General features: G+C 40.6%; 13 protein-coding genes. 12 read left to right on the plus strand and 1 reads right to left on the minus strand.

What is annotated here, in order from left to right; all coding sequences use genetic code 11:
• The first annotated feature begins 36 nt into the window (after positions 1-36).
• From topA to BUW93_RS06890, 7 genes are all read left to right on the plus strand, one after another.
• Positions 37-2,577 (plus strand): type I DNA topoisomerase, encoded by a 2,541-nt coding sequence (gene topA, locus BUW93_RS06860; protein WP_081210479.1) that lies wholly within the window; start codon positions 37-39, stop codon positions 2,575-2,577.
• A 3-nt stretch (positions 2,578-2,580) separates the two neighbouring features.
• Positions 2,581-3,735: a formimidoylglutamase gene (locus BUW93_RS06865; protein ID WP_081210481.1), complete on the plus strand. Its 1,155-nt coding sequence runs from the start codon at positions 2,581-2,583 to the stop codon at positions 3,733-3,735.
• Positions 3,736-3,852: 117 nt separating this feature from the next.
• On the plus strand, positions 3,853-5,217 hold the full coding sequence (gene porK / locus BUW93_RS06870; RefSeq protein ID WP_081210483.1) for a T9SS ring complex lipoprotein PorK/GldK: 1,365 nt from the start codon (positions 3,853-3,855) through the stop codon (positions 5,215-5,217).
• A 57-nt stretch (positions 5,218-5,274) separates the two neighbouring features.
• Positions 5,275-5,937, plus strand: coding sequence for a type IX secretion system motor protein PorL/GldL (gene porL / locus BUW93_RS06875; RefSeq protein ID WP_081210485.1), 663 nt, complete (start codon positions 5,275-5,277; stop codon positions 5,935-5,937).
• A 56-nt stretch (positions 5,938-5,993) separates the two neighbouring features.
• Positions 5,994-7,556: a type IX secretion system motor protein PorM/GldM gene (gene porM, locus BUW93_RS06880; protein ID WP_081210487.1), complete on the plus strand. Its 1,563-nt coding sequence runs from the start codon at positions 5,994-5,996 to the stop codon at positions 7,554-7,556.
• Positions 7,557-7,570: 14 nt separating this feature from the next.
• On the plus strand, positions 7,571-8,461 hold the full coding sequence (gene porN / locus BUW93_RS06885) for a type IX secretion system ring subunit PorN/GldN (protein ID WP_081210489.1): 891 nt from the start codon (positions 7,571-7,573) through the stop codon (positions 8,459-8,461).
• Positions 8,462-8,572: 111 nt separating this feature from the next.
• A complete protein-coding gene (locus BUW93_RS06890; protein WP_081210491.1) occupies positions 8,573-9,628 on the plus strand; it encodes an NAD(P)/FAD-dependent oxidoreductase in 1,056 nt (351 codons plus the stop codon).
• Here BUW93_RS06890 and BUW93_RS06895 read toward each other — a convergent pair.
• On the minus strand, positions 9,616-10,014 hold the full coding sequence (locus BUW93_RS06895) for a DUF983 domain-containing protein (protein WP_081210493.1): 399 nt from the start codon (positions 10,012-10,014) through the stop codon (positions 9,616-9,618). The genes BUW93_RS06890 and BUW93_RS06895 overlap by 13 nt on opposite strands.
• Positions 10,015-10,068: 54 nt before the next feature.
• On the opposite strand from BUW93_RS06895, the gene BUW93_RS06900 reads away from it, so the two are divergent.
• The 5 genes from BUW93_RS06900 to BUW93_RS06920 are packed head-to-tail and all read left to right on the plus strand — an operon-like array spanning position 10,069 to position 17,876.
• The gene (locus tag BUW93_RS06900) at positions 10,069-11,988 is read left to right on the plus strand and encodes an ABC-F family ATP-binding cassette domain-containing protein (RefSeq protein ID WP_081210495.1); all 1,920 of its coding nucleotides are present in this window, start codon (positions 10,069-10,071) and stop codon (positions 11,986-11,988) included.
• 51 nt (positions 11,989-12,039) lie between these two features.
• Positions 12,040-13,173 (plus strand): efflux RND transporter periplasmic adaptor subunit, encoded by a 1,134-nt coding sequence (locus tag BUW93_RS06905; protein ID WP_081210497.1) that lies wholly within the window; start codon positions 12,040-12,042, stop codon positions 13,171-13,173.
• A gap of 2 nt (positions 13,174-13,175) precedes the next feature.
• Positions 13,176-16,376: an efflux RND transporter permease subunit gene (locus tag BUW93_RS06910; RefSeq protein ID WP_081210499.1), complete on the plus strand. Its 3,201-nt coding sequence runs from the start codon at positions 13,176-13,178 to the stop codon at positions 16,374-16,376.
• A complete protein-coding gene (locus tag BUW93_RS06915) occupies positions 16,360-17,694 on the plus strand; it encodes a TolC family protein (RefSeq protein WP_081210501.1) in 1,335 nt (444 codons plus the stop codon). The genes BUW93_RS06910 and BUW93_RS06915 overlap by 17 nt, the downstream gene beginning before the upstream one ends.
• On the plus strand, positions 17,694-17,876 hold the full coding sequence (locus BUW93_RS06920) for a CPXCG motif-containing cysteine-rich protein (protein WP_081210503.1): 183 nt from the start codon (positions 17,694-17,696) through the stop codon (positions 17,874-17,876). Before BUW93_RS06915 ends, BUW93_RS06920 begins: the two co-directional genes overlap by 1 nt.
• Positions 17,877-17,898: the final 22 nt, after the last annotated feature.

The raw sequence follows: 17,898 nt of genomic DNA on the forward strand, positions 1-17,898 counted from the left end.
AATTGATATACTTTTGCAACTTCAAAATGCAGTATTATGGCAAAAAATTTAGTGATCGTTGAGTCCCCGGCCAAGGCAAAAACTATTGAGAAGTTTCTTGGTAAAGATTATAAGGTAGCTTCCAGCTTTGGGCACATCGCCGATTTGCCTACCAAGGAACTTGGGGTGGATACCGAGGGGGATTTCACTCCTAAATATATTGTCTCTAAAGATAAAAAAGACGTCGTTAAGAAGTTAAAAAGTCTCGCCAAAGATGCCGAAACGGTGTGGCTTGCTAGTGATGAGGACCGGGAGGGAGAGGCCATAGCCTGGCACCTTGCCGAAGAACTAAATCTTAAAGACGAAAAGACTAAACGGATTGTATTTCATGAGATCACCAAATCGGCGATTTTAAGAGCAATCGAGAATCCGCGGAATATTAATTATAACCTGGTTAATGCACAGCAAGCCCGAAGGGTGCTGGATAGACTGGTGGGCTACGAACTTTCCCCTGTACTTTGGCGAAAGGTAAAAGGAGGTCTTTCAGCCGGAAGAGTTCAATCGGTTGCTGTGAGGTTAATCGTAGAGCGGGAAAGAGATATCCAGAATTTTACTCCGGAAGGCTCATTCAGAATAGATGCTGAATTTTCCACGGAAGACGGGAAATCTTTTAAGGCGAAGCTTCCGAAGAACTTTGATACCAAAGAAGAGGCTGAAGCTTTCTTAAAAGAAAACCTGGGTGCAAACTTTAAAGTAGCTGAGCTTACTACCAAACCCGCTAAAAAATCACCGGCACCGCCTTTTACTACTTCTACTTTGCAACAAGAGTCTGCGCGAAAGCTTTATTTTTCGGTGAGTAAGACGATGACGATGGCTCAAAGATTATACGAGGCCGGTCATATTACCTATATGAGAACCGATAGCGTAAACCTTTCGGATGACGCAAAAAAAGGTGCAAATGCCGAAATTCTTAAGGCTTACGGAGAGAAATATGCGAAAACACGCAATTATAAGGGAAAAACAAAAGGTGCCCAGGAAGCTCACGAAGCTATTCGTCCTACCAGTTTCGAAAACCATACGGTAAATGCCGACAGAGATCAACAGCGTTTATATGAGTTGATTTGGCAAAGGGCCATCGCCTCCCAAATGAGTGAAGCCCAGCTGGAACGTACCAATCTTAAGATTGAAGCTGATACACACGATAAACAATTCACTGCCAACGGAGAAGTGATTAAATTCGACGGTTTCCTTAAGGTTTATCTCGAAGGTCATGATGAAGAAGAAACAGAGGAACAAAGCGGAATGCTACCGGCTTTAAAGAAAAATCAGAAGCTAATAAATAAATACATAACCGCTACCGAGAGGTTCACGCGTCCGCCATATCGCTATACAGAAGCTTCTCTTGTTAAAAAACTGGAAGAACTGGGTATTGGGCGTCCTTCAACCTATGCGCCTACGATTTCTACTATTCAGAATAGGAATTATATCGAAAAAGGTTCTGTAGAAGGTACAGAACGTAATTATATCCAGTTTGTGCTTTCACAAGATAAAGTTTCGGAAAAGAAATTAACCGAAACCGTGGGTAGCGATAAAGGTAAATTAGTGCCTACGGCAGTAGGGATGGTTGTGAACGACTTCCTTGTTAATCATTTTGCGAATATTCTGGATTATAATTTCACTGCAAAAGTGGAACAGAATTTTGATGATATAGCCGAAGGCAATGAGGAATGGACCAAGATGATGAAGGATTTCTACAAAACCTTTCATCCGCAGGTTGAAGATGTTGCCAAGAATGCAGAAAGAGAAGTTGGCGAACGTATTCTTGGCGAAGATCCCGAAACCGGAAAACCGGTAAGTGTGCGTTTAGGAAAATTTGGTCCTATGGTTCAGATAGGATCTGTTGAAGATGAGGAAAAGCCAAAATTTGCCAGCCTGAGCCCAGATCAGACTTTAGGTTCTATAACCTATGAGGAAGCGATGGACTTATTCCAGCTTCCGAAGCATTTGGGAGAATACAAGGGAGAAGACGTTGAGGTGAATAATGGACGGTTTGGGCCTTATGTGAGATTTGGTAAAAAATATGTTTCCCTGGCAAAAGGGGAAGATCCTCTTGGTGTAGATTGGGACCGCGCTTTAGAGCTTATCAAGGAAAAAGAAAAGGCTGATGCACCAATTTATGAATATGATGGTATGCCCGTGCAAAAAGGCGTAGGCCGATTTGGTCCTTATCTTAAGTGGAACGGGATGTTCATAAACGTGAACAAAAAATACGATTTTGATAATCTTTCTGATAACGACATTGAGACCCTGATCGCAGATAAAATTCAGAAGGAAAAAGATAAAGTGATCCACAACTGGGAAGAGGAAGGAATAAGGGTAGAGAAAGCGCGTTGGGGTCGTTCTAATATTATTAAGGGGAAAACCAAAATCGAACTGCCAAAAACGGTAGATGCTGCTAAACTTAGCCTGGAAGAAGTTAAAGATATCCTGGAGAAAAAAGGCGGAAAGAAGAAAAAGACTACCAAGAAGAAGGCTCCGGCAAAAAAGACAGCCACGAAAAAAACTTCAGCAAAAAAGAAAACTCCCAAAAAGAAATAATTTATGGATTTAGAATTTCTGAGTCCCGTAAACCCTGATTTGCTTGAAGAATTCTCAGGTGAAGACAGTCAGACCCTTCGAAATAATCTGGAAATACATACTGAAAGTACAGGATTACCCGAGCTGGAAAATGTGCAAATCGCATTGGTGGGGGTAAAGGAAAACCGGTTGCGTGAAGAAGGAGAAGGTTTTCTTCATTTTGATAAAATAAGGAGAGCATTTTATAATCTTTACCCCGGGAACTGGCACTTGAATATTGTAGACCTGGGGGATATCGAAAAAGGAGAATCTGTAGAGGATACTTATTTCGCCCTTCAGAACCTGGTTTCAAATCTGATGAAAAAAGATATTATTCCAGTGATTATGGGAGGGGGACAGGATTTGATATATGCCCAATATCGTGCCTACGACACTCTGGATCAAATGGTGAACCTGGTAAATATCGACCATAGATTTGATTTGGGGGATGCCGAGCAACCTATAAATAATCATTCTTACGTAGGGAAAATCGTAGTGAATCAGCCTTATAACCTTTTTAACTATTCTAATTTAGGCTATCAAACCTATTTCAACTCCCAGGATGAAATAGAACTGATGGATCGGTTGTTTTTTGATGCCTATCGTTTAGGAGAAATAATAAACGATATAAGCCTGGTAGAGCCGGTAATGCGGGATGCCAACCTGGTAGGGATTGATCTAGGGGCTTTAAATAGTTCGGTTTTAGGAGCCGGGCACTCACCCAATGGTTTTGATGGCCGGGAAATTTGTGCCCTTTCCAGGTATGCCGGAATTAGTGATAAAGTTTCATCTTTTGGGCTTTATGAATACAGCCCGGAAATGGGAGAAAGAGGAGATATGCTTGTGGCACAGATTCTTTGGTATTTTATCGAAGGAGTAAATTACCGCACCAATGAAAATACTATTTCGGCCAGAAAAGAGTTTATTAAATATCAGGTACCAATAGATGATGATGTTTTGGTGTTTTATAAAAGCCCCGTAAGTGGCAGGTGGTGGATAGAAATACCTTTTCTTGCAAACGTCAATACTAAATTAAAACGTCATACGTTATTACCTTGCAGCGAAGAAGATTACATGGAGGCTTGCAACCAGGTAATCCCTGAAAGATGGTATAAAGCCAAGAGAAAAAACGAAGTTTAAACAAATTTTAGACACTAATTGTATTTACTGTATTTTTACCGAAATTATTGTTTTTTAAAAAATAAATAGATAGGTTTACTGCCGTAAAAGCAATATGTCTTAACCTTAAGAGAAATTATGAAGAAGTTTATTTCGCTAATTGCTGTTCTAGCCTTGCTTTTTAGTTGTGGTCGGGGAGACCGGGGGCAGCTGGTGGGTGCGAAAGGGAAAAAGTGGAATCCGGAGAAACCTTACGGTATGACATTAATCCCAGGTGGAGCTTTTATCATGGGGAAATCTGATGATGATCTTGCCGACCAAAAGAACGCACCTCCAAAAACAGTGACAGTTCGTTCGTTCTATATGGATGAAACCGAGATCACTAATGCGGAATACCGCCAATTTGTAGACTACGTAAAAGACTCTATAATTAGAGTTCGCCTGGCAATTATGGCTGAAGAAATGGGAGAAACTCCAGGTAGTGGCGGCATTGGCGAATTTGCTTTTGCAGATGCAGATCCAGACAACCTTACGCCCTATGAGGAATATATGCTTAATTCCTATGGTACCGGTGGACCCACCGATGACTATGAAAATCGAAAACTAAATAAAGACATTGATATAATATGGGATACCGAAGACTATCCCGACGTTTATTATGCCGAAGTAATGGATACTATGTATATTCCAATGGAAGAGGTGTATAACGGACAACGTACTATTGATGTTAAAAAACTGAAGTTCAAATACTCCTATATGGATATCCAGGATGCGGCAAGAACGCAGGGGAATAGACGTGATTTTATTCAGAATGAAGAGATAGCGATCTATCCTGATACTACCGTTTGGATTAAAGATTTTAATTATTCTTATAATGAGCCTATGCACAACGATTATTTTTGGCATAGTGCTTTTGATGATTACCCTGTGGTAGGTGTTTCCTGGAAACAGGCAAAGGCCTTTACCCAGTGGAGAACTTTTTATCACAATGCCTACAGGCGGTCGAAAGGAGATCATAATGTGCCTTCTTACCGACTGCCAACTGAAGCCGAATGGGAATACGCTGCCCGGGGTGGACTCGAAGGAGCGACCTATCCATGGGGTGGTCCTTATGCCAAGAATGACCGCGGGTGTTTCATGGCTAATTTCAAACCATTACGTGGCGATTACGCTGCAGACCAGGCGCTGTACACGGTTGAAGCCAAGTCATACGACCCTAATGATTACGGGCTATATAATATGGCCGGTAATGTTTCAGAATGGGTGAACTCTTCTTATGATCCTGCGTCCTATCAATATATGTCTTCTATGAACCCTACCGTTAATAACGAAGAAGATATGCGTAAAGTAGTGCGTGGTGGATCCTGGAAAGATGTTGCATATTTTCTTCAGGTTAGCTCCAGAGATTATGAATATGCAGATTCTGCCAGAAGTTATATCGGCTTCAGAACTGTGCAGGATTACCTTGGTACAGATGTTACCCTCAACCAGAACAACCGTTAGAATACCCTGAACTATAACCTATTTATAAAATAAAGAAAATCTAAATCTCTCTTAATTATGGCAAATTCAAGATCTACTAAGAAAATAACCAATATGGTGTACGGTTTAGGTGCATCTATTGTAATTCTGGGTGCACTTTTTAAATTAATGCACTGGCCGGGTGGTAACCCTATGCTTATTGCAGGACTTATTGTGGAAGCTCTGGTTTTTGCATATTCAGCCTTTGAACCGGTAGACGATGATCTTGACTGGTCTTTGGTGTATCCTGAATTGGCAGGAGGAACCGCAGCCGATAATAGAAAACAATCCATGGTTATCGAAGAAGAGAAAGAAGCAAACGGCCTTTTATCTAAGAAACTTGATGAAATGCTGCGCGACGCTAAAATAGATGCAAATCTTATGAATAGCCTTGGGGAGAGCATCCGTAATTTTGAAGGAGCTGCTAAAGGAATTGCTCCTACGGTAGACTCTATGGCCTCCCAAAAGAAATACAGCGAAGAACTTACTATGGCAGCCGCTCAAATGGAAACCTTGAATAATATTTATAAAGTTCAGGTTGAATCGGCCTCACGTCAGGCGGAAGTTAATAAGGAAGTTGCTGAAAATGCGGGCAGGCTTAAAGAACAAATGGATTCCCTTGCTAATAACCTTTCCTCTCTTAACGGAGTGTACGGTGGAATGCTCACTGCAATGAATGGTACCAGGGTAAATACTAATTAGTTTAATTAAAACCCAATCAGTTATCCGAAATTTTAAACAACAAAACTAATTAGCACATGGCGTCTGGAAAACAAACACCAAGACAGAAGATGATTAACCTGATGTATCTGGTTTTCATCGCGATGATGGCATTAAATATGTCTAAGGAGGTTCTTACGGCCTTCGGACTTATGAATGAAAAACTGAATGCATCAAACATATCTACTACTGAACGTAATAATGCTTTTATGGCTGGCCTTGAAGCAAAAGCCGATGAGCAACCTGAAAAATACGTATCCATAATGGAAGATGCTGAAAGGGTTCATGAGCTCTCTCAAAATCTTAACGATTATATTGAGGGTATAAAGAATGAATTGCTGGCAGAATATGATGAAGAGGAGGAAAAGGATTACGAATCGATGGATAGGTCTGATAAATTGGACAATATGTTCTTCGCGAGTGGTAGAGTTAGCCCTAAAGGAGAGGAATTTATTGAACAAATAAGAATCTACCGGGAGGGAGTCATCGATATAATAGGAGATGATTATTCTCAAATTGCCGAAGAAGTTTCTGAAGAATTTTCTACCGAGGAGGTGACCAATAGAGAGAATGTAACTCAACCTTGGTTGATGTACCATTACCAGGGTTATCCTTTAATCGCTTCTCTCACTAAGATGACTCAAACACAGTCTGATATTAAAACAACCGAAAATGATATACTTTCGGCAATGTTATCTGGCCAGTTGCAGAGTGAAGTAGCGATGACCAACTATACTACTTTGCTTGAGACTCCAAGGTCGGCATACTACCAGGGAGAGACTTTTAATGGTTCTATTGTATTGGGGAGAAAAGACGCGACCACAAAACCCAATAGGGTTGAATTAAGCCTTGATGGGCAAAGTTTAAGCGAATCTGATTACTCTATCGAAGATGGCCGGGTGGTGTTGAATGTTAACGCTGGAAACGCCGGGCAACATAAACTTGAAGGAAGGTTAATCTTCGTGGAAGATGGAGAGGAAACCGTTGTTCCTGTAGATCAGGAGTTTTCTGTAATTCCAAAACCAAATTCGGCTACTATTTCTGCCGATAAGATGAATGTGCTATATCGTGGAGTTCAAAACCCACTAACCATTTCTATGGCTGGAGTACCAGATAACAATGTTAGCGCGTCGGCACCCGGGTTAAGAAAAACTTCAGGCAGCAGTTATATGATGAATGTAACCAATATTCAAGCCAGGGAGGTGAAGATCAATGTAACCGGAACAATAGATGGCGAGAGCTATCCTTCCAGTTCGACTTTCAGAATAAAAGATATTCCCCGTCCTGTAGGTACTGTGCGTGGCGAAGATGGTTCAGTTAAAATGCAACGTAATAGTCTTGAAGTTTCTACCATTGGAGCCGATTTGCCTGATTTTGATTTCGATATAAATCTAGATGTTTCCGGGTTTAGCTTTAAAGTACCGGGGCAACCAACAATCCAGGTAAACGGAAATCGTCTTGACGATAGAGCGAAAGCTGCTTTAAGACGCGCCGGAAGAGGAGAGAATGTTACAATATTTGACATTAATGCGCGTTTATCTAATAATTCTGGATATATGCTGAAGAAAGTAGCTCCTGTAGTAATTGAGCTTACTAATTAATAAAATTTATGACCATGAGCTGGAGAGGATTATTTGCTATAATAGCGGTATTGGTAACCACCGTTTCCTTCGGACAAACTAATATTTTGAACGCCAAAAGCCCTGAAGATATCGGTAAACAAACCGAAGCCCAGCGCTTAAGCGATCTTAATGATGAACCATTGGAATATGGCTATATCGAAGACAGAGATGTGCTTTGGTCTAAAAATGTATGGGAAATAATAGACCTGGATGAAAGAGTGAATTTCCCGTTGTTTTATCCGATAGACACTAATAATATTGGTGGAAACCGACGTTCTCTTTACGATGTACTAATGAAGGGAATTAAGGATGGGACAATCGAGAATATATATGCCGATTCTTATTTTACCGAAAAGCGCTCTCTTAAAGATATCCAGGCCACTCTTTCTAAAGTAGATACTACCGATCTTGGGATTGAGCAGTACAACGCAGGAGAACAAGTGGACGAGCAGTTTATAGATAGACGGGATCTTAGCTCTGCTGATATTGCTGAATATCATATCCGTGGGATGTGGTATTTCGATAAAAGACAGGCAGAATTAAAGTATCGTTTACTTGGCATTGCACCAGTTGCACCAGATGTGAACTTTATTGATTCTGGTCAAACCGATCTTGTAGAGCTTTTTTGGGTTTGGTTCCCAGATGCCCGTGAACTTTTGCACGAAAACAAAGCCTTTAGTGGAGGCAATACTTCCCAAAGTATTAGTTTTGACCATTTGCTGAATGCTAGACGTTTTAACGGCATAATCTATCAGGAAGAAAATGTTCATGGCGATCGACAGATCAATGATTATATCGTTGATAATGCATTTATGCAACTGCTGGAATCTGAACGTATAAAAGAACAGATTCGCAACTTTGAGCAGGATATGTGGAACTATTAATTTAGGCCGTGCCCTTTAGTAAAGAGAATTAAGCGTCCCTGGTGGACGCTTTTTTTATTTTCAAAGAGGTTTGAGTTTCGGGGTTTTCCCAAGAAGTTATATTTTTAAGCTATGTTAGATTATATAATTGTAGGTTTAGGTTTAAGTGGGGTGTCGCTTTGTGAGCGCCTTGAAGAAAAAAAATTAAGCTTTAGAGTGTTTGAAAGTGGAAGTGAGAATGCTTCCATCGTTGCGGCAGGGCTTATCAATCCCGTGATTTTAAAACGCTTCACCCTTGCCTGGAAAGCCGATGAGCAACTTGAAATAGCCATTCCATTTTATAAGAATATAGAAGAAAAACTGCGGGTTAAATTATTTTATCCGCGTAATATCTATAGGAGATTTAATTCTGCAGAAGAACAAAATAACTGGTTTTCTGCGGCCGATAAGCCCGGCCTTTCGGACTTTCTCAATACCGAACTCACACCCGAGCTTAATCCCTGTATAAAATCAGATTATGGTTTTGGGGAAGTCCTGCATACCGGAACCGTAAACACAGAGCTTATGATTTCTGAATACGGGAGTTATTTAAGAAATCAGGATAAAATCAGTTTTGAGAATTTCGATTATGATGTCCTGAATATTGAAGAAGATCATTTGGAATACAAGGGTCTTAAGGCTAAAAAAATAATCTTTTGCGAAGGTTTCGGACTTAAAAGCAATCCATTTTTTAATTACCTCCCTTTAGCCGGCAACAAAGGAGAGTATATTACAATTTATTCTGAAGAACTTCAGCTGAATGAAATTGTCAAGTCCTCAGTTTTTATTATTCCAATAGGGAATAACCTGTATCGCGTTGGAGCTACTTATAATAACCAGGATAATTCCCCCGATCCCACTTCAAATGCCCGTGAAGAATTAATCAGTAAGCTTTCTGCTATAATAAGTTGCAAATTTGATGTGGTAGATCAGGTGGCCGGAATAAGACCAGCCAGTAAAGATAGAAGACCATTGGCAGGACAGCATCCTGAGTATAAGAATCTTTATTGTTGTAATGGTTTTGGAAGCAGGGGTATGTTGATCTCGCCAATGCTCTCAGAAGAAATGTTGCAGCTCACCGAAAGTGGAAAACCTTTACCCACCGAGCTAGACCTATCCCGCTTTACTAAAAAACACTATTCGGGTTGACGTGTTTTCCCTGCATCTTCTTTATAATTCATAAAGAAATTTATCCAAATGTTTCTTGAGAGCCGCATAATTATTGGCATAAAAACAACCAGGGTACCAATAATGGCCCAAAAGGAGATCATTAAACCGGCACCAAAAAACAAGTGAGCAATAATAAAGGCAGCTACCGCAAAGGCCACACCCACAGCATAACTTACGTACATAGCTCCGTAGAAAAATGAAGGTTCTATCTTGTATTTAGTACCACAATTAGAGCAACGCTCATTCATGTCAAAGATGCGGTTAAGCACATATGGGTTGTTTTCTTTGTACATGCTTTCCTCGTGACAAACAGGACAAACCCCAAATAAAATACTATATAACTTTTTGCCTTTCAGGAACTTCATCTCATTTTTTTTGCAAGGTAAATTTAGGCATATTTGCAAAAATAAAAACCATAAATGCTCAATATTCATAATCTGTCCGTTTCCTTTGGCGGCGAGTACCTTTTTGAAGAAGTAACCTTTAGATTAAACGGTGGTGACCGGGTTGGTCTAATTGGAAAAAACGGTGCCGGGAAATCCACCATGCTTAAAATCCTGGCGGGAGAACAGGAGTATGACGAGGGACAGATCGCTAAAGATAAAGAGCTAAAAATAGGCTTTTTAAAACAGGATATAGATTTCGTACAGGGACGTACTGTAGTGGAAGAAGCTCAACAGGCCTTTGTGGAAATCAAAACACTGGAAAAGAAAATAGATCACATCAATCATCAACTTGCCACACGAACCGATTATGAGAGTGATTCTTATTCCGAATTAATTCAGGAGTTAAGTGAAGTCACGCATCAATATGAAATAATTGGTGGTTATAACTACCAGGGAGATACCGAAAAAGTTCTGCTGGGGCTTGGGTTTACACGGGATCAATTTGATAAAGTCACCGATACTTTTTCGGGAGGATGGAGGATGAGGATAGAACTGGCCAAGATACTGCTTCAGAATAATGATATTTTATTGCTCGATGAGCCTACCAACCACCTCGATATAGAAAGTATTATCTGGTTGGAAAGTTTTCTGAATAATTATCCCGGATGTGTAATAATCGTATCGCACGATAAAATGTTTCTGGATAATGTAACCAACCGAACCATTGAAATCTCTCTTGGGAAGATCTACGATTTTAAAAAACCTTATTCGCAATACCTGGAACTTCGCCATGAACTCAGGGAACAACAGCTTGCAGCACAAAAAAATCAGCAAAAAGAGATAGAACGTAACGAGAGGCTCATAGAGAAATTCAAGGCTAAAGCGACTAAAGCCTCTATGGCCCAATCGCTTGTAAAAAAGCTTGACAAAATAGACCGCATTGAGGTAGATGAAGATGATAATGCAGTGATGAGCATCCATTTTCCTATTTCGGTGCAACCCGGGAAGGTAGTTATTGAAGCCGAAAATGTAGGTAAAGCTTATGGCGATAACCAGGTTCTGGAAGATATCAATCTGTTGATAGAACGTGGGAGTAAAATAGCGTTTGTAGGTCAAAACGGACAGGGTAAAACCACTCTCGCCAAAATTATTGTTGATGAGATATCCCATACCGGAAAACTGAAACTGGGTCATAATGTTCAGATAGGTTATTTTGCCCAAAACCAGGCAGAGTATCTTGATGGAGAGAAAACCGTGCATGACACAATGATCGATGCGGCCAATGAGAAAAACCGGAGTAAGGTTAGAGATATTCTGGGCTCATTTTTATTCCGGGGAGAAGAGGTGGATAAAAAGGTAAAAGTCCTCTCTGGAGGCGAGCGCAACCGCCTGGCTCTGGCAAAGTTGCTATTGCAGCCGTTTAACGTACTGGTAATGGATGAGCCAACCAACCACCTTGATATCAAATCTAAAAATGTACTAAAACAGGCGCTTAAGAATTTTGAAGGCACCTTAATTCTTGTCTCTCACGACAGGGATTTTCTTCAGGGGCTTACCAAAACAGTATATGAATTCAAAGACAGAAAGATAAAAGAATACCTTGGTGATATCGACTTCTACCTGGAACAACGCCAGGTCGAAAATATGCGTGCTATAGAGAAAAAAGATGAAGTTAAGCAGGCAGCAAAGACCAACCAGGCCGATGAAGGGAAACAATCGTACAAAGACCAGAAAAAAGTAAAATCTCTTAAGAATAAACTTAGCAATACTGAATCCAGGATAGGAAAACTGGAAAAAGAGATCAGGAAAAAAGATGAGGAGCTTGCCACCAACTATGAAGAAGCTATGGCCAAACCAGATTTCCTTGAAAAATATAAAAAAACCAAACATGAACTGGAGGAGTTGATGTTGAAATGGGAGGAGATTCAGGAGAAACTGGATCGTTATGCATAATTTATATTTTGTTTATTAAACTATTTCGGGCTTTGTAAGTCTAACCGCCATATGGATAAAAGAAAAATCATTCTTTCGATTTTAGGAATTTTGCTGATTGTTTTAGCAATTTTCGGAGCTAAAGCAATTATAGATAGTAATGTGCAGGAGGTTCCCCCACCCAGAAAAACCGTTAAAAATGTATTTGTAACTCACGTGAAGAATCGCACGGTGCCTATTGTAATTCCCGCCAACGGAAATGTGACGGCCCTTAGAAAACTGGAATTGTTTTCTGAAGTTCAGGGAATCTTCCAGTCCAGTAGTAAAAATTTCAGGCCCGGGCAGGAATACTCCCGTGGACAGGTGCTTCTTAATATCAATTCTCAAGAATATTACGCAGGAGTGCTTTCAGCGAAAAGCGAGTTGTACAATACTATTACCTCAATTATGCCCGATTTGCGGATGGATTATCCTGAAGCTTTTGAGAAATGGCAAGCCTATTTAACTAATTTTGATGTAAATAGAACCACTCCGCCCTTACCCGAAATGGATACTGAAAAAGAAAAGTATTTTATCACAGGTCGCGGAATTGTCTCGGCATATTACGAAATAAAAAATTTAGAAGAGCGGCTGAGCAAATTTACCATCCGTGCTCCCTTTAATGGAGTGCTAACTGAAGCCGCCGTAAATCCCGGGACCCTGGTTCGGCCCGGTCAGAAATTAGGGGAGTTTATAGATCCTTCTGTTTATGAGCTGGAAGTAGCGGTCCCCAAAAGATTTACAGATCTTTTAAAAGTTGGGGAAGATGTTTCTCTCCAAAACCTTGAAAAAACCAAAACCTATAACGGCACAGTAAGCCGTATAAATGCCCGGGTAGACAGGCAGTCACAAACTATTCAGGTGTTTATAAAACTTTCAGATCCCGATATTCGTGAAGGTATGTATCTGGAGGCAAAACTCGATGCCCGCGATGAGGAAAATGCCATTGAAATTCCCAGAGAGCTTTTGATAGATCGCTCTAAGGTTTATGTGGTGCGGGACAGTGTACTCGCCCTCCAGGAAGTTAATCCCGTGTATTTTGCTTCGAAAAGTGTGGTGATTAAGGGATTGGAAGACGGTACTAAATTGATTTCAGCTCCTGTCCCCGGGGCTTATCCCGGTCAGATAGTGCAGATTCAGCAGGAAGACACTACTAAAACCCTTTAGTTGTGAGAAAATTAATAAGTTACTTTATTAAATATGAGGTTGCCGTAAACGTGGTCATCTTCGCATTTGCGATTTTTGGTCTGGTGGGAATCTTTAGCCTGAATTCCTCTTTTTTTCCGCTTACAGATTCCAAGATTATAAATATAAGTGTGAATTACCCCGGTTCAGCTCCTGAAGAGATTGAAGAGGGAATAATATTGAAGATTGAAGACAACCTTAAAGGTCTTGTGGGAATAGACAGGGTGACCTCTGTAGCACGGGAGAGCGGTGGTTCTATTACAGTAGAAATAGAACAGGATGAAAATATTGATGTGATGCTCACCGAAGTGAAGAACGCTGTGGATCGTGTTCCCACTTTCCCCGGGGGAATGGAACCTCTGGTGGTTTCAAAACAAGAAAGGATACGTCCTTCTATAAGTTTTGCAATAAGCGGGGAAGGAGTTCCACTGGTTACTTTAAAACGAATTAGTGAGCAAATTGAGAACGACCTGAGAAGAATAGATGGGATTTCCCAGATTGACATTTCTGGCTTTCCACAGGAAGAGATTGAAATTGCTATTAGCCAAACCGATTTACTTGCCTATAACCTCACCTTTGAGGAGGTGGCCCGCACTGTAAGATCATCAAATATCCTGAGTACTGGTGGTACCATTAAAACCGATGCAGAAGATTATTTAATTAGAGCAAACAGTCGTTCTTACTATGCCGATGCCCTTAATGACCTGGTAGTACGTTCTTCAGAAAGTGGGCAAATCACCCGGCTTAGCGATATAGCCGCGGTACGGGATCAATTTAGCGAAACGCCCAATGCCTCTTACTTCAATGGGAATATTGCCGTTAATGTATCTATTAGCAACACCAATAATGAGGATTTGTTATCTGCTGCTTCCTCAGTAAAAAAATATATTGCCGATTATAATGCTAAAAGTAGTAATGTTCGATTAGATGTTGTTTCCGATTCTTCCATAACCCTGGGGCAACGTACCCGCCTTCTTTTAGAAAACGGGGCCATAGGAATTCTTTTAGTTATATTCTTTCTTGCGCTTTTCCTGAATATTCGTTTGGCATTTTGGGTGGCTTTCGGTCTGCCAGTCGCTTTTTTGGGAATGTTTATTTTCGCGGGTCAGTTTGGGGTAACTATTAACGTCTTATCCCTCTTTGGGATGATTATTGTGATTGGGATCCTGGTTGATGATGGTATTGTGATTGGTGAAAATATCTATCAACATTACGAGATGGGGAAATCGCCTGTTCAGGCTGCACTAGATGGAACGATGGAGGTTGTACCCCCAATTATTTCAGCAATAATCACGACCGTTCTTGCCTTTTCAGCCTTTTTGTTTTTAGATAGCCGTATAGGTGAGTTCTTCAGTGAGGTGTCAACCGTGGTCATCCTGACGCTGAGCGTTTCTTTGGTAGAAGCGCTTATAATTCTTCCTGCACACATTGCCCATTCTAAAGCTTTACGGCAAAAGAAAAATGAGGAAACAGAAAAAAAGAAGACCGGCTTTTTCAGTAAAATGAGGGAGATAAATAAGCTTGGAGATCGTATTATGCGCTATAATCGGGATAAATTTTATAGTCCTGTCTTAAAATTTGTGTTGCGACAGCAAATTCTCTCTTTGGGCATCCTGGCCTCAATTTTAATACTTACCATTGGAGCGATTGGTGGCAACTGGATTAGAGTTAGTTTTTTTCCTAGTGTAGCCAGTGATAGGGTAAGTATTGATCTTTTAATGGCCGAGGGTGTTAATCCATCTCGTACAGACTCTATAATTTCCATGGTGGAAGAGGCGGCCTGGAGAGTGAATGAGGATTATACAGCAAGACAAACCGATAATATACCGGTGATCGAGAATATTATAAAAAGGGTAGGACCGGGAAATAATAAAGCTTCTTTGCAGGTGAATTTATTACCTGGCGAGGAAAGAGATTTTAGTTCTCCGGAAATCACCAATGCTATAAGGGAAGAAGTAGGACCGGTGTATGGCGTGGAAAACCTCACCTTTGGCTCGGGAGGTAATTTTGGGGGAGATCCGGTTTCGGTTTCCTTATTGGGGAACAATCTTGGGGAACTCGAAGCCGCCAAAGAGGAACTGAAACAAAATTTCGAGAATAACCCTCTTCTTAAAGATGTGAAAGATAACGACCCAAAGGGTATAAAAGAGATTAATATTCAACTGAAGGAGAACGCTTATGCTTTAGGATTGGATCTTAGTGAAGTGATGAGGCAGGTGCGTAACGCTTTTTTTGGAACTCAGGCGCAGCGTTTTCAACGTGGGCAAGATGAAATAAGGGTATGGGTGCGTTACAATCGCGAAAACAGGTCTTCTATTAATGATCTGGATGATATGCGCCTTACAACTTCTTCGGGAAGCCGGGTGCCTTTTAATGAGATAGCTACTTACGAAATTATAAGAGGAACAGAATCCATAAGCCATCTGGATGGCATGCGAGAAATCAGGGTAAGTGCCGATATGGAAGATCCTAACGGAAGTCCGACAGAAATAATTTCCGATATTAAAAATAACATAATGCCCGATCTGCTTGTGAAATATCCTAGTTTAGGAGTTTCCTATGAGGGCCAGAATCGCGAAGCAAAAAAATTAACTAATTCTGCCAGAGGCGTCCTTCCGGTAATATTATTTCTCATTTATGCTACTATAGCCTTCACTTTCAGGAGTTACAGTCAGCCATTTTTATTAATGTTAATGATTCCTTTTAGCGTCATTGGAGTTGCCTGGGGACATTGGATTCACGATTTTCCTGTAAATATACTTTCAGCTTTGGGAATCATTGCCCTTATTGGAATTATGGTTAACGATGGTTTGGTGTTGATTAGTAAATTAAATGGTAATCTACGGGCAGGCATGAAATTCGAGGAAGCCTTGTACGAAGCAGGACGGGCAAGGTTTAGAGCTATTTTTCTTACCTCGGTTACCACCATTGCCGGAATGGCACCCCTGCTGCTTGAAAAAAGCAGGCAGGCTCAGTTCCTGAAACCAATGGCAATATCTATTTCTTACGGAATCGCTATCGCTACAATTTTAACTCTTTTATTACTCCCATTGTTACTGTCTATAAGTAATAATATTAAGGTGGGGGGTAAATGGCTGGCAACTGGAAATCGTGTGAGTAAAGAGGATGTGGAGCGTGCAATTAGGGAACAAAAAGAAGAAAATGAGCATGAAGAAAGAACTTAGGCTTACGTTTATATTCGTTCTATTAGTTGTATTCCGGGGTTTATCTCAGGAGAAAGAGGTTATTACTAAAGATGAAGCTATTGCACAAGCCCTGGAGAATAACTTCGGAATAAAGATCGCTAAAAATCAGTTGGAAATTGCAGAGAATAATCAGGGGATACTAAATTCAGGTTATTTACCGAGACTTAGGGGGCAAGCCGGTACCGTTTATGATCTTAATGACCGACTTACAGAACCTGAAGGTCGTGAAAACGTAGATCAAAAGGGAATTGAAAGCAACAGGTACAACGCTTCCATCAATCTTGATTATACCTTGTTTGACGGATTGGGAAGACTGTACAATTTTAAAAGTCTAAAGGAACAATACGACCTCTCTCAACTGGAAGCCAGGGAAACCATAGAAAACACCATCCTGCAGCTTATGAGCGTTTATTATGAGATCGCTCGCCTTACTCAAAATATTGAAGTGCTCCAGGATGTACTAAAAACCTCAGAGGAAAGGGTGACCCGTGCACAATATCAGTTTGATTATGGGCAAACTAATAATCTTGCGGTTTTAAATGCCAGGGTAGATGTTAATAACGACAGTATTAATTTACTGGAAACACGACAATTGTTGCAAAATACCAAACGGGACCTCAATGTTTTGCTAGATAGGGAAATAACAGATAAAGAGTTTGTAGTCGATACTGCGGTTGGATTTATTTCCGAACTTCAATTAGAGGCTTTTGTTGGAGAGGCTGCTCTGAATAATGTATCATTATTACAAATTGAAAAAAATCTAAATATCAGCGATTATGATATCAAGATAAGCAGGGCAGGATATCTGCCTAGCATAGATCTTACCGGTTCTTATGGTTGGAACAGGAACAGAAGCGCTGCCACGGCCTTTTTCCCCGGAAGCACCACCACCACCGACGGAATTTCTGCGGGAGTTAGTCTTAACTGGAATCTTTTTGATGGAGGTGCGACCAGTGTCCGGGTTCAGAATGCCAGGATCAATTATGAGAACCAGGAATTGCTAAAAAAGCAAATAGAACTTGAGGTAAAACGAGACATTGCTAATGCCTGGGGGAATTATCAGAATAAACTTTATATATATCGGGTTCAGGAGGATAACGTTGCTACTAACCGGGACAATTTTGAACGTACTCAAGAGCAATTTAAACTCGGGCGTATCACATCTATAGAATTTCGCCAGGCACAGGTTAATCTACTGGATGCTCAAACGAGTTTAAACCTTGCCAAGTATGATGCTAAACTGGCAGAATTGGAACTGCTTCAGCTTACCGGGCAGTTGCTAAATATAGAATTGTAATGTTTGAACATTTTTTTCAATGTCCCTATTGCTGGCAGGAAATTTCGGTGCTGTTGGACTCCTCGGTTCGTCAACAGGCTTATATTGAAGACTGTGAAAACTGCTGCAACCCAATTGAAATAAGGGTCTCCTTTGAGCACGGTGACTTAACCTCTTTTGAAGCGGTTAATATTGAACAGTAATCCGAAAGTTGCCTTTCATTTC

It is taken from the genome of Salegentibacter sediminis, assembly GCF_002078605.1.
Lineage (GTDB): Bacteria > Bacteroidota > Bacteroidia > Flavobacteriales > Flavobacteriaceae > Salegentibacter > Salegentibacter sediminis.